This window comes from Corynebacterium sp. HMSC05D08 (genome assembly GCF_001807215.1).
Taxonomy (GTDB): Bacteria; Actinomycetota; Actinomycetes; order Mycobacteriales; family Mycobacteriaceae; genus Corynebacterium; species Corynebacterium striatum.
In genome coordinates this window covers 89,637-114,856 of the sequence record NZ_KV788292.1, presented here as the reverse complement: position 1 = coordinate 114,856, position 25,220 = coordinate 89,637, and the positions used below count along the sequence as shown (strand labels likewise).

The following is a 25,220-nucleotide window of genomic DNA, read 5'->3' as shown; positions in this document are numbered from 1 at the left end:
CCTAAGTTCCCTAGGCCCGCACGCCAAGCAGCGAATCAAGTGCGGTGCGGATGAGCTCCCCAGCCTCGTCATTGTTCGCGCCGCGATCTGCAGATGCCCACGCATCAACGGCCGCAAGTACAGCTGGGGTGTCCAAGTCGTTGGCCAGTGCCCCGCGGATTGCGGCCACGAGCTCCTGCGCAACTTCGAGAGAACCTGGGTTCTGCAGCGCATCGCGCCATACTCCGAGGCGCTCATTTGCCTGTTCTAGGACCTCATCGGACCAGTCGCGTTCAGCACGGTAGTGGCCTGCGAAGGCACCGAGACGGATCGCGGTAGGATCAACGCCTGCTTCCACCAACTTGTGAACGAAAACCAGGTTGCCCAGCGACTTCGACATCTTGACGCCGTCGAGGCCAATCATGCCGGTGTGGACATAAACCTGGGCCATGCGCTCTACCCCAAGGGCCGCTTCAGCATGGGCTGCGGAGAACTCATGGTGCGGGAACTTCAAGTCGCTGCCGCCTCCTTGGATATCAAAAGGCGCGCCTAGGCGGTTGGTCGCAATGGCAGAGCACTCGATGTGCCAACCAGGACGGCCCGGGCCAAAGGGAGAATCCCAGGCAGGCTCGCCTTCGCGGTGCGCGCGCCAGACCAATGCATCCAACGGGTTGCGCTTGCCGGGGCGATCGGGATCGCCGCCGCGTTCGGCAAAGAATTCCGCCATCTCGGCTGCGGTGTAGTTGGACTCGTATCCAAAGTTCTTAGTGGCGTCGATCGAGGCATAAACGTCGGGGAACTCAGGATCGTCGACTACGTAAGCCGCGCCGACGTCGATAAGCTTGCTCACCATCTCAGTGACTTCATCGATGACTTCCATTGCGCCCACGTAATCCTGCGGCGGCAAAACGGAAAGAAGCTCCATGTCGGAGCGGAACAAATTGATCTGCGAGGTCCCCAGCTCACGCCAGTCCACTCCGTCGCGCTCAGCGCGCTCGAACAGTGGGTCATCAACGTCGGTGATGTTCTGGACGTAGTGCACCTGGTAGCCGTTATCCAGCAGCTGGCGGTAAGCCAAGTCGAACGTCAGGTAGGTCGCTGCGTGGCCTAAGTGCGTCGAATCGTAGGGGGTGATGCCACAGACGTACATGGTGGCAGTTTCGCCGCTGACCTCTACCTTGCGGATGGTGTCATCCGCAGAATCGTAAAGATGCAGTGCGTGAGGTTTCCCGGGAACAGTATCAACGCGGGGTGTGGGCCAAGAATGCATGCGGTCTATCGTAGCCCCGCACCCGCACCTAATGCACGTTCAGATGCATTAGGCATGAAGTAAATCCTCTTAAGGCTGCAGGACGCCGAGCGCCAGCAGAATCATCACCAGAATGCCCACTGGGATGCGGTACGCAGCGAACCACTCGAAGGAGTGGTTGCCCACGAACTTCAGTAACCAGGCAATGGAAGCATAGCCAATGACGAAGGCGATGAGCGTGCCCACCAACAACTGCGCGCCAGTGGCGGACTGGCCGACGGAGGGGCCAAAGGCGTCGCCAAGCGAGAAAAGCCCCGAGGCAAGCACAGCAGGAATGGCGAGCAGGAAGCTAAAGCGCGTGGCGACCTCGCGGTCCAAACCCATGAAAAGGCCGCCCGAAATGGTACCGCCGGAGCGCGAGACACCTGGGATGAGCGCAAGGCACTGGCATAGGCCCATGACCACGGCATCTTTCATCGTAAGCTCGTCGAAACCGCGCTCCTTCTTGCCCACCCGTTCGGCCGCGATGAACACGAAGGAGAAGATGATGAGCATGGCGGCGGTAATCCACAGGTTGCGGAGGTTATCGCGAATCAGGTCTTTACCAACAACGCCCAAGATGCCAATCGGAATGGAGCCGACGATGACCATCCACCCCATCCGATAGTCCTGGCCCCGCTGCTCCTTGTGGAAAAGTCCGCGGAACCAGCCGGTGATAATCTGCCAAATCATGCCGGCAAAGTAGACCAGGACGGCTGCTTCAGTACCCAGCTGAATGACTGCGGTAAAGGAAGCACCTGCATCCTCTCCCCAGAAGAGCTCTGAGATGATGCGAAGGTGCCCGGAGGAGCTCACGGGTAGAAACTCCGTGAGGCCTTGGACGATGGATAGGACAATGACCTGGATCCAGGACATCGCGTCTGTTGCTGCTGCGGTATTCACTCGGGAGAGCATACATACCGCGGCACACTTCGGGATTTACCCACGCTGGCTGCTACGATAAACAATCGTGAAAGCACAGGCCAAGACAAAGAAATTGATGCCTCTAGCGCTGGCCATTAGCACTCTCGCGTTGAGTGCATGTCAGCCGGAAACGGGAGTCGGAGGAGATCCTGACTCGGCTCTGAAGGCAAACGCTACCCCGGCGCCGAGTTCCTCGTCTGCCGGCAAACCCGCTGGCAAGCTCGCCCAAGTTGATGCGGATGTCGTTGACTTGGCCGCTCATGGCGATACCATTGCAGCGCGGACCAAGGCAGAACTTTTGGTTGGCTCCCAGAAGGACTTCCTAGGCGGTTCCCCGAAGAAGGTTGCCATCGATGACAGGTGCGGCGACCTTAGCTCTTCCGAGCAAGGCTTTGTCCTCGCGTGCGGCGACAAGGTCTTGCTCATTGACCCCGCCAAGCCGGAAGCGCCTGAAGAGGTCGCAATGGAAGAAGAAACTCCGGTCACCGTGGCCACGCAGCTTTCCTCGGGCGAGCTCTTCGTCGGTTCCCACGAGTCCAACGCCGTGGGCATTTACGTCGATGGCAAGCGCGACCGCGAGATCAAGGTCGAGGAAGGCTCAGATCAGCTGTTGGCCGTTCCGAATCTCGACGGCACCGATAACGTGGTTCGAATTCTGCGCGCTGACTCCACGATTCAGTCCATCGACTGGGAGAAAGATCGTGCGGGCGGCCGTTTGCGTGCGGGTCAAGGCATCGGCCAGATTGCGGTTGGTGAGGGCGCGATTGTCCTCGGCTCCGACACCTCCGGCAAGCGCCTGGCGGTCTATACCGCGGACGACGTAATCCGCCTCCACCAGTACGGCAACGTCGACGGCACCCCTTGGGCCGTGGCCTGGGACCCTGCTCGCAAGCTGGCATGGGTGACCACCACCGATACCGGGAAGGCACATGCGTTCTCGATCGAATCCGGAGTGCCGATGGCTAAAGGTAGCGTAGACACTGTCGCTGATGCGCAAAACATCGCCGTGCTTGACGACGCCACCCTCGTCACCGCCTCAGCCACAGGTGACGGCATCCAATTCATTTCCGATCCTGACGTGAAGTAGGACCCCAAAATGCAACAAACACGTGTCGATAAGGCCCGCAAAGCGGCGTATCAGCTTGCTCTGAAGGGCATGTTCAAACTTTCGCCAGAGCGTATCCACCTCATCATGATCGGTGCCCTCAGCGGTCTGCAGAAAGCGCCCTTCTTGCACCGTGGTCTGCACAAGATTGTACCGGTTAATGATCCGGTCCTCTCGCAGGAAGTATTTGGAGTTACCTTCCCGCGCCCGCTGGGTTTGGCAGCTGGCTTCGATAAGAATGCAACCGCGGCGGATACCTGGAGCGGCGTGGGCTTCGGCTACGCGGAGCTAGGCACCGTGACTGCGAAGGCACAGCCTGGTAACCCATCCCCTCGCCTGTTCCGTTTGAAGGCAGACCGCGGCATTCTCAACCGCATGGGCTTTAACAACGAGGGTGCCGCTGCGGCGGCACGGCACCTACGTGCTCGAAAGACCTCTGACGTCATTGGTATCAACATAGGCAAGACCAAGGTGACTCCGGCTGAAGAAGCCGTAGCGGACTACCGCCAGTCTGCTTCCGTTCTTGGCGACTTGGCCGACTACCTCGTGGTCAACGTTTCTTCGCCGAACACCCCGGGCCTGCGTGACCTTCAAGCGGTCGAGTCCCTGCGTCCGATCATGGCTGCGGTTCAGGAATCCACCTCTTCCCCGGTTCTGGTCAAGATTGCCCCGGACCTTTCTGATGAGGACGTTGACGCCGTGGCAGACATGGCCGTTGAGCTTGGCTTGGCGGGCATCGTGGCAACCAACACCACCATCTCCCGTGAGGGGCTCAAGACCCCAGCCGATAAAGTTGCCGCGATGGGCGCTGGTGGCGTCTCCGGCCCTCCTGTGGCAGCTCGTTCCCTGGAAGTTCTAAATCGACTGCACGAACGCGTCGGCGATAAATTGGTGCTTGTTTCTGTAGGCGGAATTGAGACCCCTGAACAGGCCTGGCAACGCATCGCAGCGGGTGCTTCCCTCCTACAGGGCTACACCGGACTCATCTACGGTGGCCCGGACTGGATCCGGGACATCCACCGTGGAATCGCGCAGCAGATTCATGCGCACGGCTTGCGCAACATCTCTGAGGCAGTCGGCTCTGGGCTGCCTTGGAAGAGCTAAGCCCCAAAAATAAAAGCGTCCCTGCCTCGATTCCTTTAGCTGAGGCAGGGACGCTATTCTTGCCGCTACTGCTGTGGTGGGACCTTGGTCATGCCGGTGCGCCTAATGATGAAGGCACACAGCAATGCGCCGACAAAGTAAGCGAATACGAGCGGCTGGCCAGTGACCATAAGCGGCTCGGTGGGCATGAAGCGGCCCGCCACGATGGCGATGAGCGCCATAACCAGGGCGATGAGCTGGGTGCGGCTGCCCTTCTGGTCTTTGCGAACCGTGCTGAATGCGCCGACCAAGATCGCAGCGAAAACAATGAACACCACGTTCCACGTCCACTCGAAGGGGGCGCCGAATCCGTCGTTGACGATGGCGAGAACCCCCAGCAACACGAGCACGAAGGCCAGTGCTGAAAAGGCACCGCCAACGCGCCATGCTAAAGGAATTGTCACGCCCTCGGGGTTATCCATGGCAGGATCGCCTGCGTGTCGATTGTTTCCGGCGGTTCCTTCGATGGGTGAATGCTTGTGGCTCATAGAAAGAAATACTAAGTGGTCTCGTACCAACCCCAGGTAATGGCACGGCCAATTGCGTGGAAGTTTAGGTTAAAGCCCAGCACAGTTGGGGTGGACTCTGGGTCGATGTCAAGTTTCTCGACGTCCACCGCATGAACCACGTAGAGGTAACGGTGCGGTGCATGTCCGGCCGGCGGGTTGGGGCCGTAGTAGGTCTTTTTGCCCGAGTCGCCGCGCAGGCTGACGACGCCCTCGATGCCAAGGTCTTCAGCCGAACCAGCGCCGGTAGGAAGCTCGGTGATGTGGGCCGGAATGTTAAATGCAGCCCAGTGCCAGAAGCCTGAGGCAGTTGGGGCATCAGGGTCGAAGCACGTAACGGCGTAGGACTTGGTGCCTTCTGGTGCTCCACTCCACGCAAGCTGCGGGGAGATATCCTCCGGTGCGCGGAATCGCGCTTCGATTTCTTCGCCCTGGGTGATATCGGTCGAGGTCAACGTGAAGGATGGCAGGTCCTTGAGCGGCGCATATGGATCTGGGCCAGGGAAACGGGAGTCATTTGTGTATGAAGTCATAACTCAGTTGTACCTGAGGTCACACCTTGCTGTCGATGGGGCGGGCATCACCCTCCGGAGACTATGGGAGACTCCGGCCAGTGTCATGCTTACATTGATGTGTTTTCATCTTCGAGTAAGAGCCATAATTAGTGCAGCTTTTTGCGCTCTGAACTGCCGATTTGTTTATGTGCGGCGTTTCGCGCTACAGTATTCGAGTGCCCAGCCGAGAGGCTGAAAATCACCCAGCCCGGGTGGCGGAATGGCAGACGCGCTAGCTTGAGGTGCTAGTGTCCTATTAACGGACGTGGGGGTTCAAGTCCCCCCTCGGGCACAATTGTGAAGTCTCGCGACATCGTTCCTACGGTGTCGCGACACTTTTCGTTTTGCTACTTAGCCCCTGGTCGATCTGCGTAACTGACGAGGAAGCCGCGTCCGGGGCAGTACCGGTGGGCTTCGTTGTCAGTTGTGCACGTTTCAGCTTCTGCCGTCGGTCCTCGGCGCGATGTGCAGGGCCTTGCGTCGTGTTTGTGGCAAGTGCCGGCTCCGCGGCGTCCTGCTTTGCCCGCTGGATCTGCATAACTGCCAACGAGAGCCTCTGTGAACGCAAAACTGACGCTTTCGTTGTCAACTACGCACATCGCACCGCCACAGCGCATCACTGCACCGGGCGGCCGCCACAAAGAAAGCGCCCATCCCCAAGCTTGGGAACAGGCGCTGAATTTTGCTGGTGCTGGCGGCCCTACGGCTTCAATGTTGCTTTAAACGGTCTCAGGCTCCGCGGCATCAGGATTGAGCGCTGCTACCTTCGGCTCCTTGGTCGCCTTGAAACGGTCCAAGACGTACTTCACCACGATCGGGAGAACAGACAAGCCAATAATCAGCAGCATGATCTTCTCGATAGAATCTGCGATGCCCGGAATGTTACCCAAGAACACACCAACCAGATTCATGGAGAGCACCCAGGCAATTGCGCCAGAGACGTTCCATCCCACGAAGTTCTTGTACGGCATTTCCGCAGTACCGGCAGCAACTGGGATAAAGGTGCGTACAATCGGCACAAAGCGGCCCAAGACCAAGGCTACTGGGCCGTGCTTCTCAAAGAATTCCTCAGCCGACTGCAAGTGCTCGGTCTTAAGAACCTTCGCGTCGTCCTTGAAGAGTCGACGGCCGAATCGGTGTCCCAGGTAGTAACCCACCTGGTCACCCAAAATGGCCGCAACAATTCCTACAGCAAGCAGCGTCCAAATATTGACATCCAGCTGCTCACGCAGGATAGCTGCGGTAACCAGCAGTGAGTCGCCCGGTAGGAACGGGAATAGCACGCCGGACTCAATAAACACGACGATGCCAATGCCGGCAATAACCCAAGGGCCAAAGGCTTCCAAAAGGGTTGCGGCGTCCATATAGGACAAGAGATTGGAAATTGTGTCCACTCGATTCTCCAAAAAATAAGGCGCTGCAGGCCGCAGCGCGAGTAACCGCCTTCTAGTATCGTCTGCAGCTCGCCCATCTCCTAGCTTGACGTGCGATTTCACTGCAAATTGTCGTGATCAACACAGCCTAGCCACAGGTAACCCAATTCCACATCGCAAGTTCCGAGCGCTACTGTTTTAGCCTATGACCCAATTTCTAGGATGGCTGCGCACTTTCGGAGCCTTTCTCGCGGAACTGTCCAAGTCCGCGCTTTCAGCCATCCGCAGTTGGTCGATGACCCGGTGGGCGATGGCTCTAGGAGCGATCATCGCCATTGTGGTCGCAGCATTGCTTGTCGACGTCCCCGACATCGCCGACCTACGTTCCTGGGCGGAGGGCCTTGGGCCCTGGTTCGTCGTTGCCTTTGTTCTAGGTTATGTCATATTTACGCAGTTTCCGCTGCCCCGCACCATTTGGACCGTGGCGGCTGGCGTCCTGTTCGGGGCTTGGGTCGGCCTCGGCCTATCTCTCCTCGCTTTGACGCTCTCGGCGATGATTTCGCTCCTGCTGGTTCGCTGGCTCCTCGGTGACTGGATCCGACCTCACCTCTCCCACCCTGCTGTCTTCAAGATCAATTCGCGGCTGGAAAGGCGCGGGTGGCTCGCTATCGCCAGCCTCAGAATGGTGGCCGGTGTCCCCTTCTCCATCCTCAACTATGTAGCCGCATTGACGCCCATCCCCGTCGGGCAATTTACGCTTGCGACACTGATCGGTTCGATTCCCACCACTGCCCTAGGTGTATTCTTCGGCGACGCCCTCACCGGCAAATCCGAACCGTGGCTTTTCGTTGCCATGGCCATTCTCGCGGTCTTGGGTATCGGCGGATTAGTCCTAGACTCCAAACTGCCGCAACGTCCTTAAATCCTCCGCCGGAGGCGCGGGGTCAAGTTTCATATATAGATTTTGGCGACTATGCTGAAGCGCAAACAGCTACTCGTTGCACTATTTGAGGAGACAGCATGCTCGCTGTACACGCACGTTACCGCGGCCGTTCGGTTCGCCGCGCTGAATTGGTTCAGCGCTCTGCTTCCGCGCTGTCAACATTGGACGGCGTCGGCGAGTTCCAGGTCCTCGGCGTTGAGGACATCTGTGCAGTTGCTTACTCAGCGTCTTCAGTATGCGACGTTGTCATGGCATTGCTTGCCGACGGCGACTGGGCCATCGGCATCGGAGTCTCTCCAGGTTTGACTGGCGACGAAGAAGCAGCGCGTGAGGTCGCCACCGGCGCACTTAAGGGATCGGCCCGCGCGGGACAGGTCTACGCCAAAGTAAGCAAGCGTGGTCGCGCTTCCGAAGCCGCCGACATTGCCGCAACCTTTGCGCTTCTCGGCTTTGTCCTCCACAAGCGCACCATGGAAGGCCGCGAGGCGACGTCGCTAGTTCGCGCGGGTCTCAACCAGAACGAAGCAGCTGAAGAGCTGGGAATCTCTAAGCAAGCGATGTCGCAGCGCCTGCAAGCTGCCGGTTGGGCTGCTGAGATGGCTGGCTGGCAACTTGCAGTACACGTCATCGAGCGCGCCAACACTCCCTCTTAGTAACCCAGATCAGCCTTCGTAAGCTCTGGCGTGGTGACGAAGTCGACGAGTCTTTCCACCGCACCGATGAGAGTGGAGTCGAGGTCGCGGAAGGAATTCACAGCAGTGTAGACACGGCTCCAGCCCTCCTTCGGGTCGGACCAGCCCACCCGCTGACAGATTCCAGTCTTCCAGTCTTCCCCGTAGGGAACCTCGGGCCATGCCCGCAGGCCTAGCCGCTCGGGCTTTACCGCAGCCCAAATGTCGATGAACGGGTGGCCGGTGACGAGTACGTGCTCTCCTACTGTCTGCGTTAGTCGAGTTTCTTTGGACCCCTCTACTAAGTGATCCGCCAGAACTCCGACCCTGCGACCAGGACCTGGCTGGAATTCGGCGAGTCGCTCCTCGAGGTTGTCGAGGCCTTCGAGGTACTCGACAACAACGCCTTCTACTCGCAGGTCGTGACCCCAGACCTTCTCTACGATAGCTGCGTCGTGGATACCCTCGACCCAGATGCGCGAGGGCGCAGCAACCTTGGCCTCAACGTTGCTAACGCGGCGCGAGCCGGAGTTGGACTTTTGCGGAGCCTGCTTTTCCACATAACGCGTCAGTGTGACAGGCTGGCCTTCGAGGAGAAAACCACCTTCGACCAAATTGAAGACACGCTCATTGCCTCGCCGATCCTCGAGGCGGACCACGGGGCCATAGACGGTCTTGTCGACTCCCATCACCGCGCCAACAAAGTCGTCGCCGCGGACTTCCACGACGAGCCCCGGCTCGGCTGGGACCTTGGGATACTCCTTCTTCTGTGTCCGTTTGTGACCTGCAAAAATGTCGCCGCCATATGGATCGATACTCATGGGGAGAAAGTCTATCCATTAAACTTTCTGGCCATGGATATGCGCGCCGAGGTTTGGTCTCCTTTACAAAATACTGCCGTCTGGTTGGGAGCATGGCTGTGGGGATATGAGTCGACAGATGATCTTCTGGATGTGCTGCAAGAGCTCGGAGGGATGCAGACGATGGAAAATGAGGAGCCCTTCATCGAGCTCCTTTCAACCTTGCGAGCCGAAACTTCAGAACTCATCGAGGCGCAGCAGCGCGAGCCCGTCTTTAGGCTCATCCTCTCGGGCCCTGGTGAGTCACCGGCATTGCCGGCGGGTTCGGAGTCGTGGAAGGCGGCGTCGGAAAGCGCTGAGGGCGCAATCGTGGTGCGCACCAATGATACAAGCCGTCACTTAGTTCTCATCCCCCACTATGGCAACACCAGTACCAGCTGGAAGCTCTATGAAGAGACTCTTCCACTGCCCGCACCCTCGTGGTTAAGCCCCGGCGAGGCCGACGCATTGCTGAGCCAGGCGACCAACCAGGCCGCCACTCTCATCGAGGCCGGCGGTTATTCCACAGATGCGCTACATAATCCGCGTCTTGCCGTGGGGTCCCTCAGTGACTTCTACGACACTCCTGGCTTGCCGGAATCGGTGCCACCGCGCGCTGCGAAATTGTTTGCCCGTGCGGATCGCGTCGGCGCAATCATCGAAACGGTGACCGAGCGAATGGCTGACCACAGCCTCGACCATCATCTTTTGGCACTGTGGCGACATATTAGGCAGGCTCGCATGGCGGGTGTGTCCTATGCGTTAACTGACTTTGCCCGCTGAAACCGGAAGGCTTCAACGGGCAATGCTTCTAAGGGTGGATGCTACTTGGCAGCGGCTGTCGGCTTGCGAAGCGACCAAATGTCGCAGCAGCCTTCAGCGCAAGGTGCGCCGTTGACGGTGCAGCCCTGAACGGTGACATCGCCTAGGGACTCCCATGGCTTTTCTTGCTCCAGCTCCTCGATGAGATCGACAACCATCGACGAGAAGGCATCGGTGGGGCCCGCGGTGCGGGTGCGCTCCACGATTACTCCCATTTCGTCGGCAGCCTGCTGAAGCTCGGTGTCGAGGTCCCATACGACCTCCATGTGGTCGGAAATGAACCCAATTGGGCAGACGACCACTGCGTCGACGCCGTTCTTCTCATGGATTTCAGTGGTGTGATCGACAATGTCCGGCTCGAGCCAAGGGGTCTTCGGGCTGCCCGAACGAGACTGCCAAACTAGGTCATAATCGGTGATACCTGCGGCCTCGGCAACGAGACGCGAGGCCTCGGCGACCTGGCGGGAGTAGATGTTCTTGTCCCCTTCTCCACCACCGACATTGTCGTGCGCGGTGGGTACGGAGTGGGCAGTAAACAGCATGCGCGCTTGCTTACCCTCGGGGATCTTTGCATAGGCGTCCTTGACGGCCTGCGCCATTTCGCCGATGAACTTGGGGTGATCGAAGAATTGGCGGATCTTGGTGAATTCGATCTGCGGAAGGCCCTTCTCCTCGAGGTGTGCCCGCAGCTTGACGATGTCCTCGTCGTACTGGCGGCACGCGGAGTATCCGCCCCAAGCGGAGGTGGCGAGGACGGCTACGTTGCGGACGCCGTCTGCGGCCATCTGCTCAACCGCTTCTTTTCCAAAGGGGTGCCAGTTACGGTTTCCGAAGTAGATCGGTAGATTATGTCCGCGTTTTTTGAGCTCCGTCTCGACATGCTCGATGATCTCGCGATTGAGTTGATTCAGCGGACTTACTCCGCCGAAGTGGAAATAGTGCTCGCCTACGACTTCTAGGCGCTCGCGTGGAATGCCCCGCCCGCGGGTGACATTCTCTAAAAACGGAACGACCTCCTCGTTTCCTTCCGGGCCACCGAAAGAAAGAACGAGGAGGGCGTCGAAGCTGCGGGCATGCTGTTGTGCGTCAGTCATACCCCAACTTTACCAACCAAAGGCTGGGGCTTAGAGGAGGCGCACGACGTTAGGGGCCATGCCGGATTGGCGCACAGGAGAAATCTGAACGTTGGATCCAGACTGAGGGGCCTCAATCATGGTGCCGTCGCCAAGATAGATAGCTACGTGCTGGCTGCCGCCAGGTCCGTAGAAGATAAGGTCGCCGCGCTGCATTTGGCTAGCTGGGACCTGGGTGCCCTTCTGGTACTGGTATCCGGAGTAGTGCGGAAGCGAAATGCCCGCGCCGGCGAAGGCGTAGAGCGTCAGGCCAGAACAGTCGAAGCCGACCTTGTTGTAATCGCCGTAAGAGTCGGCAACACCGCCGTCGCGGATGCCCTTGGTTGGGCCATTCGCGTCACCGCCGCCCCACGCATAAGGAACTCCGATCTGGGACTGGGCGCGAGCGATAACCGCTTCAATCTTTGAGTTACGGTCAGCATTGCCCAGAACGTTCGTCGCTTCCTCTGTGACATCGTCAGTGGTTTTCAACCCACCCAGGACATCCGAGACGGCGCCCGTCAGGGAGTCGTCGGCGGTGTTCGTGTTGCCGGAGCCTTGCAGTGCGGCCAGCTGGGAAGAGCCCTGCGCGAAAGCGTCGAGCTCTTCCTGGGTTAAGCCAGTGTGGTTAGGCTGTGCGGCGCCAACAATGGCTGCCGCCGCACCAATAGCGGTGGCTGCAAGTTTCAGTGAGCCGGAATCCAAGGAAGAACCTTGCATGGAAATTCCGTCAGAAGAGAGCTTCTGCACGTTTGGATCAGAGGACAACTCTTGGGCCGCTTGAGCAGCCTTCCGAACGTCGCTCGCAGAAAGCTGGTTGCCGGACTTCTCAGCGTGGAACTCACGCTCTACCGTTTCCTCGGAAGTAAAACCGCTGTTGTCATCCGATGCCCCTGCAGTTGGCTGCTCCTGGGATGCCGCCGTGGTGGCGGATTCGGTTGCAGACTGTGTGCCTGGCTGGGCAGCAGACTCGTTCGCCGACTCGGTGGCCGATTGTGCAGACTCCGGGGCCGCAGCCTGGGGGGTTGCTCCAGGAGTCTGGGGAGCGGTCTGAGAGTCGGTGGATTGCTCACCAGTCGACTGGTTTGCCGCACCTTCGGTCAAGCTATTTGGCTTGACGTTTTCTTCATTATTGGAATCGGTTTGTTCGCTTGAATCCAGCCCTTTGGCTTGATTTAGCGCCTTTTGAACCTCGGCGTGCTGCTGCATGAGCGCTTCGCGCTGGGACGAGAATTTTTCGACCTGGGAAGCGCTGTCTTCCAGAGTTCGACGTGCAGCTGCCTCGGCCTCAGTAGCGCGCTCTTCGCGCTGCTCGGCCAACTGCTGGGTTTTGCGAAGCTGCGATTCCTTGTTCGCCTTTTCCGTGCGCTCCCGCTCCAGCTGATCCAAGATTGCTTGCTGATCCTTGGTTTGGGTCCGCAAGTAGGACTGACGCTCGAGCATGTCTCCGCGTGCGTCGTTGCCTGCTGCTGCAGATACTGCATCGGAGGTGTTGGCGCGGCGATAAGCAGTACGCGACAGTTCGTTGAGCTTGGCCTGGGCCCGTTCAACGTCGGACTGTGCGGTGTTGAGTTCGCCGCGTGCCGTGGTCGTGCCGCGGCGTGCTTGCTCGGCTTCGGTACGCGCATCCTGGAGATCAACGAGCGCGCGGTTGACGTCCTCGCGACGAAGGCCGATCTCGGCCTCAATTTTGGCAACCTGCTCCTCGATGGAAGCGATGGCGCCGGCGAGGTCCGCAATTGATGGGTTATCAGAGGACAGCAGGGACTGGATGTCTACCGGTGCTGCTTCCTGAGCAACAGCGGGAGTCATGGTGGAAACGGTTGACAACGCCGCAGTAGTTGCGACGGTAGCTAGAAGCGTCTTCAGACGCCTAGAGCCAAACTTGAAGGTGGTGGCCACGAGAGGTATCTCCTAGACGCCCACGTAATCCTGGATTGTCGACTCGCATCTCACCTAGATATGCCCGTTCAGAACCTATGCAGCTGCCAGCTGCTACCCGTTGAGGAGCAGGAACTTTGTTGCAATTGGCATAGGTATGCCCGGGACTAATGGGTCTCGAGGACGAACATGTCGTGGTCTATGGACCCTTCTCCCCTGACTAATTCGCACAAAGTCAGGAAAAATCGACGTCGTCAAGCGCAGCGCTCTCTACGCAACCGTCCAGGAGTACCTGGCGCCGGATATAAAAGTAGAGGGTGCTGTCGAGCACATCAGCCATAAGTGAAAGTGCGTGAAGGAAGACTCTGCGCCGCGGTGCCGCGCGATGAGCTTCAAGGCGCCTGTCCTATTCGATAGTCCTCCCATTAGGTGGCCTATAGCTATGACAAACGCGGGACTGCATTACGCGTCATCCTCGCCGTCGAATCGTATGAACCGCTCTAAAGTCCATGGCCTCCCGGACGCCGCGACACCGTGACACCTTGTGTCACTGAGAGGGCTGTCCGTCTTGCGGCCACGAACCTTGAACGGGCCGCACGAAGCGAACCCTAACGAGTGACTCGCTGTGGCTCAGTACTGCCGTCCCCTTAGCGAGAACCCGTCGATAGTCTCCATCGACCGATGCCCGAAAAGGCGGCGACAGGGAAAGAGCGCGACGCTAGTCCCCAATCGGAATGTGGGTGTTTTAATTTTGAAAAATTCGAACACTGTAATCGGCTACGTGGGATTGAACTTGTCGCTTCCGCTGTGTTCGAAAATCTGGCGACACGCCTGTATCGCTTTGTTCGAGTTGGCCTAAGCCAATGAATGCGATTGCCGAACAATCAAGAAGCTTCCATTGCGTCCTCCTGAACCAGGCGGCGATCCTCAATCCTTCTGCTTCCACTCGAGGCGTGCTTCCCCACATACCCGTGTGTCTACTCGATTGAGAGTCAAGGCTTGGCCCATGAACGTATGGAACAAGAATCAACCCGTGAGTCGATACTGGAACCATACGTCACCGACACACCCTGGCGCACACTTTGCTCAAAATTCACATGCGTCCCGCTGGGCCACAGGGCGTTACACCGGCGGTCAACCTGCAACGATTTTGTTACATTCCCATGACTGTGACTTTGGCCACATCTAAGGCTTGACTGGCCACTTAAGGCCCCTTCCGCACCCCTCCCCCACCTCCTATCAAGTCAGGGTGGTTGACCAAACCCCTTCCCCACTGCCCTCTTTGCGGGCGCGGTGGTCGGCCTGATGACCGATTTCGCAGACGTCTCCGGTGCCGTGAATCGCGGTTCGGAGTTCAAGTTGAACCCCTCTTGGTAACAGGGCTATCGGGTTCCGGGCGTAGTTCGAGCCTTAAAAGTTGGGGATTTTTGGGGCCGTTTTCAAGTGTGTTTCCCGGACTGGTTTCGGCGTGTGGATTGCTCGTCGGGATGAGTATGGGAGGCGTCGGCCGAGTCTCGTGAGGGGTGCTCGTAGGGCTGTCCGAATCGGGTTAGTGTTATATTTTTTCGAACAAAACTAAGCCGCTTTAAACATCCTGCGGTGTCTCTTTCTGAGATGCCTCGCGGCTAATTTATTGCCGTCCGCGTAGCGCTCGCCGCGCGATAGGCGGACCATCCCGCGACGCCGGCGAGGGCTAAAGCGAGGGCTATGATCGCCATCCAGTGAACGGTGAAGTGATCGGTTCCGGAATAGAACTGCTCCAACACGGAGGTCTGATCGAGACCCTTCGGTATGGCTCGCTCGGCGGCTTCGATACTTGCCCGAGTCAGTGAATCGCTTACGGCCGAGATGTGAGTCGGCGTCTGAACGATGACAGTATCGAGCCCAGTCGCCGACTGGAGATCTTGTGCAATGTCGCGTGCATCAGCCGCACTAGCCGAAAAACTGTCCACTACGGCGATGCCGTGATCTGGATGGAGGGATTTAATGATCTCTTCCTGGATTTCTAGATCATTGGCGATGTGGGGATTGCTAAAAGCTACGCCGTCCTGACTGAGTTGGTCGGAAAGGTTTGCTAAGTCGACGTCTTCTGGGATCATTGCGATTGCCCTCCCCTATGTCGATCGTTTTCCTGAATTCTCCAGTGGGCCTGCTGTGAGCTACTTGGGTCTGCCGCCCACGGTGGCTTGATTGTTGTTACTGAAACTATCGCTCGGCGCCCAAATTTCGGTGGGTGACGCGCCGGTCCCCCTAAAATGATGAAACAGAACGCTCGTACTGTTATAGTTAACACGGTCGTCGGTTTGAACCATTAGACTGGTTTCTGAACCTTCGCGTTCTTCTCGCTTCTAGTGCCTGAAATTCAGCGCTTGTTTCGTTCCTTATATATAGATGTATAGGGTGCGGGCTAAAGCGCTCCAGTTCGGGTAGGGCTAGAAGCAAGGAACAATTTGTTCTATCAACAAGGAATGGAGCTCCCTGTGACTGAAAGCCTGAACTCCTTCGGCGCCAAGAAGACCCTTGATGTCAACGGTAAGTCCTACGACTACTTCGACATCAACGCGGTTCCAGGCCTGGAGAAGCTGCCGTACTCCCTTAAGGTGCTTGCTGAGAACCAGCTGCGCTACGAGGATGGCAAGAATGTAACCAAGGACCACATCAACGCACTCGCTAACTGGGATCCGTCCGCTGAGCCGGACACTGAGATTCAGTTCACCCCGGCCCGCGTCCTGATGCAGGACTTCACCGGCGTTCCGTGTGTGGTCGACCTCGCCACCATGCGTGAGGCAGTTTCCGCACTCGGCGGCAAGCCAGAGCAGGTTAACCCGCTCAACCCGGCTGAGATGGTTATTGACCACTCCGTCATCGTTGAGGCTTTCGGCTCCCCTGAGGCTCTCGAGAAGAACGTTGAAATCGAGTACGAGCGCAATCAGGAGCGTTACCAGTTCCTGCGTTGGGGTGCTGAGAACTTCTCCAACTTCCGCGTAGTTCCTCCAGGAACCGGTATTGTCCACCAGGTCAACATCGAGTACCTCTCCCGCGTTGTCTTCGATAACGAGGGCGTTGCCTACCCAGATACCTGTATCGGTACCGACTCCCACACCACCATGGAGAACGGCCTCGGCATCCTCGGTTGGGGCGTTGGCGGCATCGAGGCTGAGGCAGCAATGCTCGGCCAGCCGGTTTCCATGCTCATCCCGCGCGTTGTTGGCTTCAAGCTGACCGGCGAGATCCCGGTAGGCGTTACTGCAACCGACGTCGTTCTGACCATCACCGAGATGCTCCGCGAGCACGGCGTAGTTCAGAAGTTCGTCGAGTTCTATGGCAACGGTGTTAAGTCCATTCCTCTGGCAAACCGCGCCACCATCGGCAACATGTCCCCAGAGTTCGGTTCTACCGCTGCGATCTTCCCGATCGACGAAGAGACCATCAAGTACCTCGAGCTCACCGGTCGCCCAATCGAGCAGATCGAGCGCGTCGAGGCTTACGCAAAGGCTCAGGGCATGTGGCTCGAGCAGGATGCTCCAGAGGCAGAGTACTCCGAGTACCTCGAGCTCGATCTGTCCACCGTTGTTCCTTCCATCGCTGGTCCGAAGCGCCCACAGGATCGCATCCTGCTCTCCGAGGCTAAGGAGCAGTTCCGTAAGGATCTGCCTACCTACGCAACTGGCGACGTCGTCGTTGACGAGTCTTCCATTGAGGCAAAGCGCATGACCGCTGAAGGCGACGCTGACGAGTCCTTCGTCGACGTCACCGGTGGCCTGAACAACTCCCGCGAAGGCCACGGCGAGTCCGCAGCTAAGGGCGGCTCCGGCCGTCAGTCCAACCCGGTTACCGTCACCTCCCCGAAGGGCGGCGAGTACACCCTGGACCACGGTATGGTTGCTATCGCTTCCATTACCTCTTGCACCAACACCTCTAACCCCTCCGTCATGGTCGGCGCTGGCCTCATCGCCCGTAAGGCTGCCGAAAAGGGCCTAACCTCCAAGCCATGGGTTAAGACCATTTGCGCACCTGGTTCCCAGGTTGTTGATGGCTACTTCCAGCGTGCAGACCTGTGGAAGGACCTTGAGGCTCTGGGCTTCTACCTCTCCGGCTTCGGTTGCACCTCCTGCATCGGTAACTCTGGCCCGCTGCCAGAGGAGATCTCTGCAGCTATCAACGAGCACGACCTTGCTGCTACCGCGGTTCTTTCCGGTAACCGTAACTTCGAGGGTCGTATCTCCCCGGACGTCAAGATGAACTACTTGGCTTCCCCAATCATGGTTATCGCTTACGCTATTGCTGGCACCATGGACTTCGACTTCGAGACCCAGGCTCTTGGCCAGGATCAGGACGGCAACGATGTCTTCCTCAAGGACATCTGGCCTTCCGCCGAGGAGATCGAGGACACTATCCAGAAGGCTATCTCCCGTGAGCTCTACGAGGCTGACTACGCTGACGTCTTCAAGGGCGACGACGCATGGCGCTCCCTCGATGTTCCGGAGGGCGAAACCTTCGAGTGGAACGAGGACTCCACCTACATCCGCAAGGCACCGTACTTCGACGGTATGCCAGCAGAGCCAAACCCAGTCGAGGACATCAAGGGCGCTCGCGTTCTTGCCAAGCTGGGCGACTCCGTCACCACCGACCACATCTCCCCTGCCTCTTCCATTAAGCCAGGCACCCCAGCTGCTCAGTACCTGGATGAGAACGGCGTTGAGCGTCAGGACTACAACTCCCTCGGTTCCCGTCGTGGTAACCACGAGGTCATGATGCGTGGTACCTTCGCCAACATTCGTCTGCAGAACCAGCTGGTTGACGTTGCAGGTGGCTACACCCGCGACTTCACCCAGGAAGGCGCTCCTCAGGCATTCATCTTCGATGCTTGCCAGAACTACAAGGCAGCTGGCATCCCGCTGGTTGTTATTGCAGGTAAGGAGTACGGCACCGGTTCTTCCCGTGACTGGGCTGCCAAGGGCACCAACCTGCTCGGCGTGAAGGCTGTCATCACCGAGTCCTTCGAGCGTATTCACCGCTCGAACCTCATCGGCATGGGCGTCATTCCGCTGCAGTTCCCAGAGGGCGAGTCCCACGAGTCCCTGGGCCTGGACGGCACCGAGTCCTTCGACATCGAGGGCATCGCAGCTCTCAACGAGGGCGGTATCCCGAAGACCGTTCACGTCACCGCAACCAAGGAGTCCGGCGAGACCGTCGAGTTCGACGCTAAGGTCCGCATCGACACCCCAGGTGAGGCTGACTACTACCGCCACGGCGGCATTCTGCAGTACGTTCTGCGCCAGATGGTCAAGTCCTAATCGGACTGCCTCTCGGAGGATGGCTTCCTGCTAGCAAGTATTTGGTAGAAGGCAGCCGCCTCCGCTTATGGGCCGCCGGCTTTCGCCGTGCGGCCCTCCTTTATCTTATTTTGATTATTCTTATTGCACTTTTGAGGAGACTTCCATGCCTATCGTGAGCGATTCTGAGCTCAACCGACGTCGTCACGAAATCTTGGTAGGTGCCCGAAAGTGTTTTGCCGAGCATGGCTATGAGGGCGCAACCGTGCGCCTTCTCGAAGAAGCTACGGGAAAGTCGCGTGGTGCGATTTTCCACCACTTCGGTGACAAAGAGTCCCTATTTTTGGCACTGGCCCAGGAAGACGCCGCTCGCCAGGCTGAAGTCGTTGCAAACAACGGTCTGGTTGAGGTGATGAGCGAAATGCTTCGCCACCCAGAGCGCCATGATTGGCTGGCCACTCGCCTCGAGGTGACTTCCATGCTCCGCACCGATCCCTCCTTTGCCATGCGTTGGCGCGACCAGCAGGAAGTCTTGGATCGGGCGGTGCGTGCACGTTTGGAGAGCAACGCCGAGCAAGGGCGCATGCGTGACGACGTCTCCATTGACACGTTGGTGCTTTATTTGGAGACCTTCATGGATGGTTTCATCAACCGTCTTGCACTAGGTGATACCGCGAACCTAGAGGCGGTTCTGGCCTTGGTCGAGCAATCTATCCGCGGCAGCCGTCCGAGAAAGCAAGCTTCTACACCAAGCTGAACCTAGATGCTAGAGACCGGGTTGGTGCCGTTGTAGAACTCCAACGGGGTGTTCGGGAACTCATCGCGTCCCACGATCTCGGCCACAACCTGTGCCACGAGCTCGCGGCTGGTCTCCTTTTCCGTGGACGGCGACTCGAGAACCTCGATGCCTTCTGCGGGTTCATCACTCAAGGCGGAAGGGCCAAGGATGAGGTAGTCGAGCTGTGAGGCATTGAGGCGATTGTCCACTGCCTTCTTGGCCTCGACGTAGGCGTACCAGGATGTGTCGTCAGGGTTAGCAGTATTGTGGGTCGCGCCAACATAGGAGATCATCACGTACTTCGGGGTGGGCTTGCCAGCTGCTTTGAGCTGCTCGAGTGCGTCGATCGTGGCAAGCGCGCCATCGCGATCCACAGCAGTTGTGAGCTCTGCTCCCCCGCGGCCGCCGTTTCCGGCGCCCCAAACCACGACGTCGTAAAGCGTGAGCAAATCTGCCCACTCGTCAACGCTGAGCTCAGTGATGTCCTTGATGACTGGGGTGGCGCCGAGTTTCTCGATCTCTGGGGCTTGGTCGGGGTTGCGGACCAGTGAGTGAATCTCGTAACCCTTCTCAGAAATAAGAGGTGCGGAGAGCAGACCGATCTTGCCGTGTCCGCCGATGTACAAAACTTTCTTAACTGTGGTCATGACGCCCCACCCTACGCTAACTGTGAGCTTGGCCCCGTTTATTGGCCGTCAGACAATTAAGAGGTGAGAAGCACTAGAATCAACTCCATGATTGCCATCATGACTGTGACCGGCGCTGATAGCACCGGAATTATTGCTTCTGTAACTACTAACCTCGCTGAGCTCGGGGTGAATATTGTCGACGTTTCGCAGACACTCATGTCCGGTTTTTTCACCATGATTCTGCGCGTGGAATTTGATGAATCTGAGGTATCGATCCAACAGATTCAAGAGCGCATGAATAAGGTGGGCGAAGACATTAACCAGTCCATCCGCGTACAGTCTGAGGCGCTGTTTACAGCGATGAATGAGATCTAAATATGCTCAATCGTTTTAATACCGTAAGTATTCTCGACACGATCGAGATGATCGACAAGTACCGTCTCGACATCCGCACGGTGACAATGGGTATCTCCTTGCTGGGATGTACGCGTTCATCCATGGATGCGACTGCCCAGGCGGTATATGACCTGGTGACTGAACGCGCAAAGCACCTGGTTGAGGTGTGCGAGGGCATCGAGGCGGAGCTCGGCATTCCGATCGTTAATAAGCGCATCTCCGTCACGCCGGTATCGCTCATCGTCGCAGGCGTCGAAGGAAACCCCGTTGAGGTGGCCAAGGCACTCGATCGCGCCGCGGCTGAGACCGGCGTTAACTTCGTCGGTGGTTATTCTGCTCTCGTGGAAAAGGGCGCTACCACCGCGGAAAAGAAGCTCATTAATTCGATCCCTGAGGCCCTGTCCACCACGGAGCTCGTGTGCTCCTCCGTAAATATCGCGTCCTCACGCGCGGGCATCAACATGAATGCCGCCAAGCGCATGGGCGAGGTCATCAAGGAGGCCGCAGAGCTGACCAAGTATCAGTCGGCGATCGCCTGTGCCAAGCTGGTGGTCTTTGCAAACTCCGTGGGCGACAACCCGTTCATGGCGGGTGCCTTCCACGGCATCGAGGAACCGGATTGCGTGGTTTCCGTGGGCGTTTCCGGCCCCGGCGTAGTTGACCGTGCGTTGGGCAACCTCGAGGGTGCCACCCTGGATCAGGTTGCCGAGGAGGTCAAGAAGGCCGCGTTTAAGATCACGCGTGCAGGTCAGCTCGTGGGCAACATGGCCTCCGAGCGCCTTGGCGTTCCCTTCGGCATCATTGACCTTTCCCTGGCACCAACCGCCGAGCTCGGCGATTCCGTGGCACACATCCTGGAGCACATGGGCCTTGACCAGGTCGGTACTCATGGCACGACAGCCGCATTGGCACTGCTTAACGACGCCGTGAAGAAGGGCGGCATGATGGCATGCTCCCGCGTCGGCGGCCTTTCGGGTTCCTTCATCCCTGTCTCTGAGGACAAGGGCATGATCGACGCAGTGCGTTCCGGTGCCATTTCCATGGACAAGCTGGAAGCCATGACCGCAATCTGCTCAGTCGGCTTCGACATGATTGCGCTTCCTGGCGATACCTCTGCGGCAACGATTGCCGGCATGATTGCTGATGAAGCCGCCATCGGTGTGATGAACCATAAGACCACCGCGGTCCGCGTTATTCCAGTCCCAGGGGCCAAGATTGGCGACGAAGTCAACTTCGGTGGCCTGCTCGGATACGCTCCGGTAATCCCGGTCAACACCGTGGGCAACTCCACGTTTGTCAATCGCGGCGGCTTCATCCCCGCACCGGTCCATGGCTTCCGCAATTAGAAGCGAGTGAGTAATGGTGAAGGTTTCACCCTTCACCATTGCCCGTGCTCCACGGATTCTCATCCATGAGGTTTCGGGCGCCGCGTCAGTTCGCTAGATTCATTTCGTCTACCGTTGCGTAGGAGGCGACCTCGGCCACAAACGCGGGATCGTGGCAGGTCAATACTATTGACGCCGATGCGGAAAGCGCGTTGTGAATGAGACGATGGACCATCACTCTGCCACGGGCGTCGAGAAGCGTGTCCGGCTCATCAAGAATGAGAATACTGCGGCGCAGTGCCACCGCGTGCGCGACCTGCGCGACCCGCAATTGCGAAGCCGAGACGTCCAAAGGATGCTCTTCTAGAGGTAGGCCAGGTATGAGATCTGGCTCCTGCACCCACGCCCCAATGGTGGATTCGAGCACCTGGTCCATGGGCGATTGCAGCGCCATCGCGATGCTGGGATGGGCGGGTTCATCGCTGTCGAGGCCAGCGGCTGCGCGCAGCAACGTGGTCTTGCCTGAACCGTTTCCGCCACGCAGCCACAGCACTCCTCCAGGCCGCAGCTTCAAGTCCACCGGGCCAACCTCAAAAGTGCTGGATTCCGGAGCTTTGAGGTGCCACCAGCGCCTGGGTTTCGCACCGCGCTTGGCGCGCAACTGGGATATAGTGACGCTTTCCGAAGTCGGAGCCACGCGGGCAAGGTCTAGAATGCCGTCTGCGCTGGTGTCATGTTCAACGAGGATGACCGCGGTTTCCTTCAGCGTTCCGAGATAGCTGGCGATGCGCTCGCGTGAATCGGGATCGAGGCCTGCCCACGGCTCGACCACGATGAGCACGGGTGGCTCAGCTATCGCGACCTGCGCGAGCGCAAGCCGGCGTGTTTGACCACCAGACAGGCCGGAGGGTTTGCGCGTGCCGTCGAGGGCGACGTCGCATAGCGCCTGCTCTACCCTGGATTCCATGTCCTGCGGATCCATCCCAAGGTGTTCCAACGCAAGCGCTAGTTCTTCCCTGACTGTCTCGCGCAGGAGAGAGACGTGTGCTGCCGCATCGGCGCCGATTACCGTGTCAACATCCAAAATCTCTGCGAGTTGATGCGCAACGTCGTCGGCGTTTTCGCTAAAGCCCACGCGGATGGTCTTGCTTGTTCCTGGAACTAGATCCATAGCAATACTCCAAGAACACTGATGATGGGCAGTGCCCACCGGACGATGCGCTGAGCCAGGCTGTCTGGAACGGGGACCAAAACTGTGCGCCGGCCTGGTCTGTCGAATCCGATCGCAGTTAAGGCCTGGCCCCGCTGCGCACCCTGAGTGAGCAGTCGTGCGATGACCGGGATGATGACGCGGGAGGCAACGTTGCGTATGGAAACCTTCACGCCGCTGAGGCGGTTGGCTTCGCGTACCGCGGCGATGGCGCGCGCACCCTCGGGCAGGGATTGAAGGGAGGCACCCACCACGTAGGCAGCTTTGTGGCCGAGGCGGGAGGCTTGGAGCCACTTGGCGACGTCGCTGACCTTAACCATGGCGGCAGCCGCCACGATACAGCCCATCAAGGCGGCGAAACGTAGGGAAAGTTGGCCTGAAAGAAGCAGGCCATCACTGGTGAGCAATGGGAATATACGGTCAGTGCCGTAGGGCGCGTGAATGAGCACCATCGATGCCGCGGCGGGAAGGGCAAGCACCGTGGTGGTGGCGACCACCGCTATCGAGCGTGATGCGATGGTGCCAAGTATGAGCCACATGATGAGCACAGCCGCATTGAGCAGGGGTGAGTTGACGGCCACGATGAGAAACCAGGTGGAGGCTGCGGCGCTAAAAACAGTGGCTGGGTGAATCATTAACGCGGGCGCAGGCTTTCGAGGGTGCGCTTCGGCAGTGCCTTGATTGCTGCCCACACGATGAGGAAGACGATGGCCTTATCGAGCGGATCGGAGATGAAGGACTGCAGGGTCACCGAAGCGATAAGCGAGTTACCGAGCTCGCGGAAGAGCGAGACCACGGCGCCCGTTCCCAGGCCAGCGGTGCCGCCGTAAACGAATGCTGCGACGGGCGCGGCCAGCATGCCGGAGATGATTCCGATGATGGCGCCGGAAAAAATGACGGACCACCACTTCTTGAAGGCACCCTTGTTGATCGCCCAACCCGCAAGGAAACCAGTCGCAGCCGATACAGCCGCAAATGGCAGGGCTGCCGGGTTGAGAAGACCCCACACCACGGAGGATAAAGTACCCGTGGCCAGGCCAGCGATAGGGCCGGCAATGGCGGCGACGAGGATGGTACCCACGGAGTCGATGTAGAGCGGTACACCAATGGAACCGATGATCTCGCCGACGACGATGTTGAGGACCAACGCGACAGGGATGATTGCGATGGTTCGGGCGGGAAGCGCTGGCAGCGCGCCTGCAAGCAGCAAGGTGGCACCGAGCAAGTAGCCGACCAAGGTGATGAGTGCTTCAGTGGAGCCCGCGACGGACTCCCAGGAAGTCGGACGGACCAAAACGAGATAGATCCAGGTGGCTACGACGATGAGCGCACCGGCGATTACCAGGCCTTTGCGGGCTGGCGTTAAAGAGATCTGTGACATGAAACTTTCACTTTGGGAAGTAGTAGATGTACAAAGTGTTGGCAAAATTCTGCCCTATGTCACCTCGGGCAGCCCATCAATAATAAGCGCACTAAACGCGACGAGCCAAAATCCCGGCCGCACGGGTGAGCTCTGCGTGCGCGCCTACGATATCTACGGCGGTCACCACGTGTGCGTTGGCCTGTGCATCCCAATGTCCCCGTAGGTCCGCTACGGATGTTCCGCGCAGCAACTGCGACTCAGCCTCCACGTCCACGGTGGTGGCGTGCTTAAGGTAATCCACCTTGCCGAGCGCGATCATGCAGGTGAGCAGGTCATGGATTTGAGCCTGGTAGCCTTCCCCTTGCTCTTGATGGAACTCGAAATAGAAGCGCAGGATCTCTGGAAGGTGGCGGGCCACCGGATGCTCGCCAAGCTCCGCGATGAGTCGCTCCAAGCGCGGCGGCGCGATGAGAAACTGCTCGGTCACTTCCAGTGAGCACAGCGTCGCTTGGCTGTCGCTTTCGCGCAAGGCGGCAAAGACCTGCTTTGCGGCATGCGGGTCTACCCAGAAGTTCCACTCCGCTGTGGGCGTGGTGTTGCCGCGGTAGTTTACTGCGCCGCCCATCACCGTCATCTGGCTGAACTTGCTCACCCCGGCTAGCGCTGCATTGGTGAGCGGACCGGTGACGATGAGCTGCACGCCCTGTTCAACAGAGTTGTCCCACAGGTCCCGCCAGTTGTAATCGGAGTGCCAGTCTGGGGCAGTGACGTAGCCCAGGCCAGCTGGGCCATGGGTTTCCGGGGTCGTTACCAGTGGAACCTTCAAGGGAACTGGGTGGCCGGGTGCCACGGGAATCTCCCCTAGCCCGCATTCGCTGAGAATGAACGCCGCGTTGCGAGCAGTGGTGTCGACGTCGATGTTGCCGGCCGTCGTGGTGACACCAACGAGTTCAATCTCGCCAACGTGGTGAAGCGCCGCGAGATAAATGAGGGCAAGGGCGTCATCAATTCCGGGATCGCAATCAAGCAGGATGCGGGGCGTGGTCATCGGCTAAAGACTCCTAAAAGACGAGGTTATCGAGGAATTTCTGGGCGCGCTCCGT

The 25,220-nt window shown here is 58.6% G+C and carries 23 protein-coding genes and 1 tRNA gene; 10 read left to right on the top strand and 14 right to left on the bottom strand.

Going from position 1 to position 25,220, the window contains the following annotated elements; genetic code table 11:
* Positions 1–10: 10 nt before the first annotated feature.
* Complete coding sequence (gene mshC / locus HMPREF3148_RS01325) at positions 11–1,249, bottom strand: cysteine--1-D-myo-inosityl 2-amino-2-deoxy-alpha-D-glucopyranoside ligase (protein WP_049151697.1); 1,239 nt, start codon at positions 1,247–1,249, stop codon at positions 11–13.
* Positions 1,250–1,318: 69 nt separating this feature from the next.
* On the bottom strand, positions 1,319–2,143 hold the full coding sequence (locus tag HMPREF3148_RS01320; RefSeq protein ID WP_172953450.1) for an undecaprenyl-diphosphate phosphatase: 825 nt from the start codon (positions 2,141–2,143) through the stop codon (positions 1,319–1,321).
* 94 nt (positions 2,144–2,237) lie between these two features.
* On the opposite strand from HMPREF3148_RS01320, the gene HMPREF3148_RS01315 reads away from it, so the two are divergent.
* Both HMPREF3148_RS01315 and HMPREF3148_RS01310 read left to right on the top strand, forming a co-directional pair.
* Positions 2,238–3,278, top strand: coding sequence for a hypothetical protein (locus HMPREF3148_RS01315; protein WP_049063561.1), 1,041 nt, complete (start codon positions 2,238–2,240; stop codon positions 3,276–3,278).
* A 9-nt stretch (positions 3,279–3,287) separates the two neighbouring features.
* Positions 3,288–4,400, top strand: coding sequence for a quinone-dependent dihydroorotate dehydrogenase (locus tag HMPREF3148_RS01310; RefSeq protein WP_049063559.1), 1,113 nt, complete (start codon positions 3,288–3,290; stop codon positions 4,398–4,400).
* A gap of 65 nt (positions 4,401–4,465) precedes the next feature.
* On the opposite strand, the gene HMPREF3148_RS01305 is transcribed toward HMPREF3148_RS01310, so the two are convergent.
* Both HMPREF3148_RS01305 and HMPREF3148_RS01300 read right to left on the bottom strand, forming a co-directional pair.
* Positions 4,466–4,927 (bottom strand): hypothetical protein, encoded by a 462-nt coding sequence (locus HMPREF3148_RS01305; protein WP_236081471.1) that lies wholly within the window; start codon positions 4,925–4,927, stop codon positions 4,466–4,468.
* Positions 4,928–4,938: 11 nt separating this feature from the next.
* Positions 4,939–5,478: a YbhB/YbcL family Raf kinase inhibitor-like protein gene (locus HMPREF3148_RS01300; protein ID WP_005531543.1), complete on the bottom strand. Its 540-nt coding sequence runs from the start codon at positions 5,476–5,478 to the stop codon at positions 4,939–4,941.
* A 227-nt stretch (positions 5,479–5,705) separates the two neighbouring features.
* Between HMPREF3148_RS01300 and HMPREF3148_RS01295 the strand changes: the two genes are divergently transcribed.
* A tRNA-Leu gene (locus HMPREF3148_RS01295) sits at positions 5,706–5,791 on the top strand.
* A gap of 427 nt (positions 5,792–6,218) precedes the next feature.
* Here the strand turns inward: HMPREF3148_RS01295 and HMPREF3148_RS01285 are convergent.
* Positions 6,219–6,893 (bottom strand): DedA family protein, encoded by a 675-nt coding sequence (locus tag HMPREF3148_RS01285; RefSeq protein ID WP_236081470.1) that lies wholly within the window; start codon positions 6,891–6,893, stop codon positions 6,219–6,221.
* A gap of 184 nt (positions 6,894–7,077) precedes the next feature.
* On the opposite strand from HMPREF3148_RS01285, the gene HMPREF3148_RS01280 reads away from it, so the two are divergent.
* Together HMPREF3148_RS01280 and HMPREF3148_RS01275 are read left to right on the top strand one after the other, a co-directional pair.
* Positions 7,078–7,794: a TVP38/TMEM64 family protein gene (locus HMPREF3148_RS01280; protein ID WP_049151699.1), complete on the top strand. Its 717-nt coding sequence runs from the start codon at positions 7,078–7,080 to the stop codon at positions 7,792–7,794.
* A gap of 98 nt (positions 7,795–7,892) precedes the next feature.
* On the top strand, positions 7,893–8,468 hold the full coding sequence (locus HMPREF3148_RS01275) for a hypothetical protein (RefSeq protein WP_005531549.1): 576 nt from the start codon (positions 7,893–7,895) through the stop codon (positions 8,466–8,468).
* Here HMPREF3148_RS01275 and HMPREF3148_RS01270 read toward each other — a convergent pair.
* Entirely contained in the window at positions 8,465–9,307 is an 843-nt protein-coding gene (locus HMPREF3148_RS01270) for a DUF3097 domain-containing protein (protein WP_046645968.1), read from the bottom strand. The genes HMPREF3148_RS01275 and HMPREF3148_RS01270 overlap by 4 nt on opposite strands.
* A gap of 33 nt (positions 9,308–9,340) precedes the next feature.
* Between HMPREF3148_RS01270 and HMPREF3148_RS01265 the strand changes: the two genes are divergently transcribed.
* Positions 9,341–10,108 carry a hypothetical protein gene (locus tag HMPREF3148_RS01265; protein ID WP_049062397.1) on the top strand — a complete coding sequence of 256 codons (768 nt, stop codon included), beginning with the start codon at positions 9,341–9,343 and terminating at the stop codon, positions 10,106–10,108.
* Between the two features lie 41 nt (positions 10,109–10,149).
* On the opposite strand, the gene HMPREF3148_RS01260 is transcribed toward HMPREF3148_RS01265, so the two are convergent.
* From HMPREF3148_RS01260 to HMPREF3148_RS01250, 3 genes are all read right to left on the bottom strand, one after another.
* Positions 10,150–11,241 (bottom strand): ferrochelatase, encoded by a 1,092-nt coding sequence (locus HMPREF3148_RS01260; protein WP_070508576.1) that lies wholly within the window; start codon positions 11,239–11,241, stop codon positions 10,150–10,152.
* 30 nt (positions 11,242–11,271) lie between these two features.
* Complete coding sequence (locus tag HMPREF3148_RS01255) at positions 11,272–13,161, bottom strand: DIP1281 family NlpC/P60 protein (RefSeq protein WP_070508575.1); 1,890 nt, start codon at positions 13,159–13,161, stop codon at positions 11,272–11,274.
* A 1,604-nt stretch (positions 13,162–14,765) separates the two neighbouring features.
* Positions 14,766–15,239, bottom strand: coding sequence for an Rv1476 family membrane protein (locus HMPREF3148_RS01250; RefSeq protein ID WP_070508574.1), 474 nt, complete (start codon positions 15,237–15,239; stop codon positions 14,766–14,768).
* Between the two features lie 381 nt (positions 15,240–15,620).
* Here HMPREF3148_RS01250 and can point away from each other — a divergent pair, with 381 nt between their 5' ends.
* Positions 15,621–18,437, top strand: a complete 2,817-nt coding sequence (can, locus tag HMPREF3148_RS01245; protein WP_204083554.1) for an aconitate hydratase — start codon at positions 15,621–15,623, stop codon at positions 18,435–18,437.
* 145 nt (positions 18,438–18,582) lie between these two features.
* Positions 18,583–19,173, top strand: coding sequence for a TetR/AcrR family transcriptional regulator (locus HMPREF3148_RS01240; protein ID WP_049062392.1), 591 nt, complete (start codon positions 18,583–18,585; stop codon positions 19,171–19,173).
* A 2-nt stretch (positions 19,174–19,175) separates the two neighbouring features.
* On the opposite strand, the gene HMPREF3148_RS01235 is transcribed toward HMPREF3148_RS01240, so the two are convergent.
* Positions 19,176–19,841 (bottom strand): NAD(P)H-binding protein, encoded by a 666-nt coding sequence (locus HMPREF3148_RS01235; RefSeq protein WP_070508573.1) that lies wholly within the window; start codon positions 19,839–19,841, stop codon positions 19,176–19,178.
* Positions 19,842–19,928: 87 nt separating this feature from the next.
* Here HMPREF3148_RS01235 and HMPREF3148_RS01230 point away from each other — a divergent pair, with 87 nt between their 5' ends.
* Positions 19,929–20,198 (top strand): ACT domain-containing protein, encoded by a 270-nt coding sequence (locus tag HMPREF3148_RS01230; protein WP_005531569.1) that lies wholly within the window; start codon positions 19,929–19,931, stop codon positions 20,196–20,198.
* Positions 20,199–20,200: 2 nt separating this feature from the next.
* Complete coding sequence (locus HMPREF3148_RS01225) at positions 20,201–21,565, top strand: PFL family protein (RefSeq protein WP_046645964.1); 1,365 nt, start codon at positions 20,201–20,203, stop codon at positions 21,563–21,565.
* Between the two features lie 85 nt (positions 21,566–21,650).
* Here HMPREF3148_RS01225 and HMPREF3148_RS01220 read toward each other — a convergent pair whose 3' ends face one another.
* The 4 genes from HMPREF3148_RS01220 to HMPREF3148_RS01205 all read right to left on the bottom strand — a co-directional run bounded on the left by HMPREF3148_RS01220 (position 21,651) and on the right by HMPREF3148_RS01205 (position 25,165).
* Positions 21,651–22,715 carry an ATP-binding cassette domain-containing protein gene (locus HMPREF3148_RS01220; RefSeq protein WP_083287673.1) on the bottom strand — a complete coding sequence of 355 codons (1,065 nt, stop codon included), beginning with the start codon at positions 22,713–22,715 and terminating at the stop codon, positions 21,651–21,653.
* Positions 22,706–23,389: an energy-coupling factor transporter transmembrane component T family protein gene (locus HMPREF3148_RS01215; protein ID WP_070508572.1), complete on the bottom strand. Its 684-nt coding sequence runs from the start codon at positions 23,387–23,389 to the stop codon at positions 22,706–22,708. The genes HMPREF3148_RS01220 and HMPREF3148_RS01215 overlap by 10 nt, the downstream gene beginning before the upstream one ends.
* Entirely contained in the window at positions 23,389–24,135 is a 747-nt protein-coding gene (locus HMPREF3148_RS01210) for a glycosyl transferase family 9 (protein ID WP_070508571.1), read from the bottom strand. The genes HMPREF3148_RS01215 and HMPREF3148_RS01210 overlap by 1 nt, the downstream gene beginning before the upstream one ends.
* A 91-nt stretch (positions 24,136–24,226) precedes the next feature.
* Positions 24,227–25,165, bottom strand: a complete 939-nt coding sequence (locus HMPREF3148_RS01205) for a nucleoside hydrolase (RefSeq protein WP_070508570.1) — start codon at positions 25,163–25,165, stop codon at positions 24,227–24,229.
* Positions 25,166–25,220: the final 55 nt, after the last annotated feature.

Excerpts from the sequence above, each read along its gene's own strand:
- mshC (WP_049151697.1), bottom strand. The coding sequence starts at position 1,249 with ATGCATTCTTGGCCCACACCCCGCGTTGATACTGTTCCCGGGAAACCT.
- HMPREF3148_RS01320 (WP_172953450.1), bottom strand. The coding sequence starts at position 2,143 with ATGTCCTGGATCCAGGTCATTGTCCTATCCATCGTCCAAGGCCTCACG.
- HMPREF3148_RS01310 (WP_049063559.1), top strand. The coding sequence starts at position 3,288 with ATGCAACAAACACGTGTCGATAAGGCCCGCAAAGCGGCGTATCAGCTT.
- HMPREF3148_RS01305 (WP_236081471.1), bottom strand. The coding sequence starts at position 4,927 with ATGAGCCACAAGCATTCACCCATCGAAGGAACCGCCGGAAACAATCGA.
- HMPREF3148_RS01300 (WP_005531543.1), bottom strand. The coding sequence starts at position 5,478 with ATGACTTCATACACAAATGACTCCCGTTTCCCTGGCCCAGATCCATAT.
- HMPREF3148_RS01280 (WP_049151699.1), top strand. The coding sequence starts at position 7,078 with ATGACCCAATTTCTAGGATGGCTGCGCACTTTCGGAGCCTTTCTCGCG.
- HMPREF3148_RS01275 (WP_005531549.1), top strand. The coding sequence starts at position 7,893 with ATGCTCGCTGTACACGCACGTTACCGCGGCCGTTCGGTTCGCCGCGCT.
- HMPREF3148_RS01270 (WP_046645968.1), bottom strand. The coding sequence starts at position 9,307 with ATGAGTATCGATCCATATGGCGGCGACATTTTTGCAGGTCACAAACGG.
- HMPREF3148_RS01265 (WP_049062397.1), top strand. The coding sequence starts at position 9,341 with ATGGATATGCGCGCCGAGGTTTGGTCTCCTTTACAAAATACTGCCGTC.
- HMPREF3148_RS01260 (WP_070508576.1), bottom strand. The coding sequence starts at position 11,241 with ATGACTGACGCACAACAGCATGCCCGCAGCTTCGACGCCCTCCTCGTT.
- HMPREF3148_RS01250 (WP_070508574.1), bottom strand. The coding sequence starts at position 15,239 with ATGATCCCAGAAGACGTCGACTTAGCAAACCTTTCCGACCAACTCAGT.
- HMPREF3148_RS01240 (WP_049062392.1), top strand. The coding sequence starts at position 18,583 with ATGCCTATCGTGAGCGATTCTGAGCTCAACCGACGTCGTCACGAAATC.
- HMPREF3148_RS01235 (WP_070508573.1), bottom strand. The coding sequence starts at position 19,841 with ATGACCACAGTTAAGAAAGTTTTGTACATCGGCGGACACGGCAAGATC.
- HMPREF3148_RS01230 (WP_005531569.1), top strand. The coding sequence starts at position 19,929 with ATGATTGCCATCATGACTGTGACCGGCGCTGATAGCACCGGAATTATT.
- HMPREF3148_RS01225 (WP_046645964.1), top strand. The coding sequence starts at position 20,201 with ATGCTCAATCGTTTTAATACCGTAAGTATTCTCGACACGATCGAGATG.
- HMPREF3148_RS01220 (WP_083287673.1), bottom strand. The coding sequence starts at position 22,715 with ATGGATCTAGTTCCAGGAACAAGCAAGACCATCCGCGTGGGCTTTAGC.
- HMPREF3148_RS01215 (WP_070508572.1), bottom strand. The coding sequence starts at position 23,389 with ATGATTCACCCAGCCACTGTTTTTAGCGCCGCAGCCTCCACCTGGTTT.
- HMPREF3148_RS01210 (WP_070508571.1), bottom strand. The coding sequence starts at position 24,135 with ATGTCACAGATCTCTTTAACGCCAGCCCGCAAAGGCCTGGTAATCGCC.
- HMPREF3148_RS01205 (WP_070508570.1), bottom strand. The coding sequence starts at position 25,165 with ATGACCACGCCCCGCATCCTGCTTGATTGCGATCCCGGAATTGATGAC.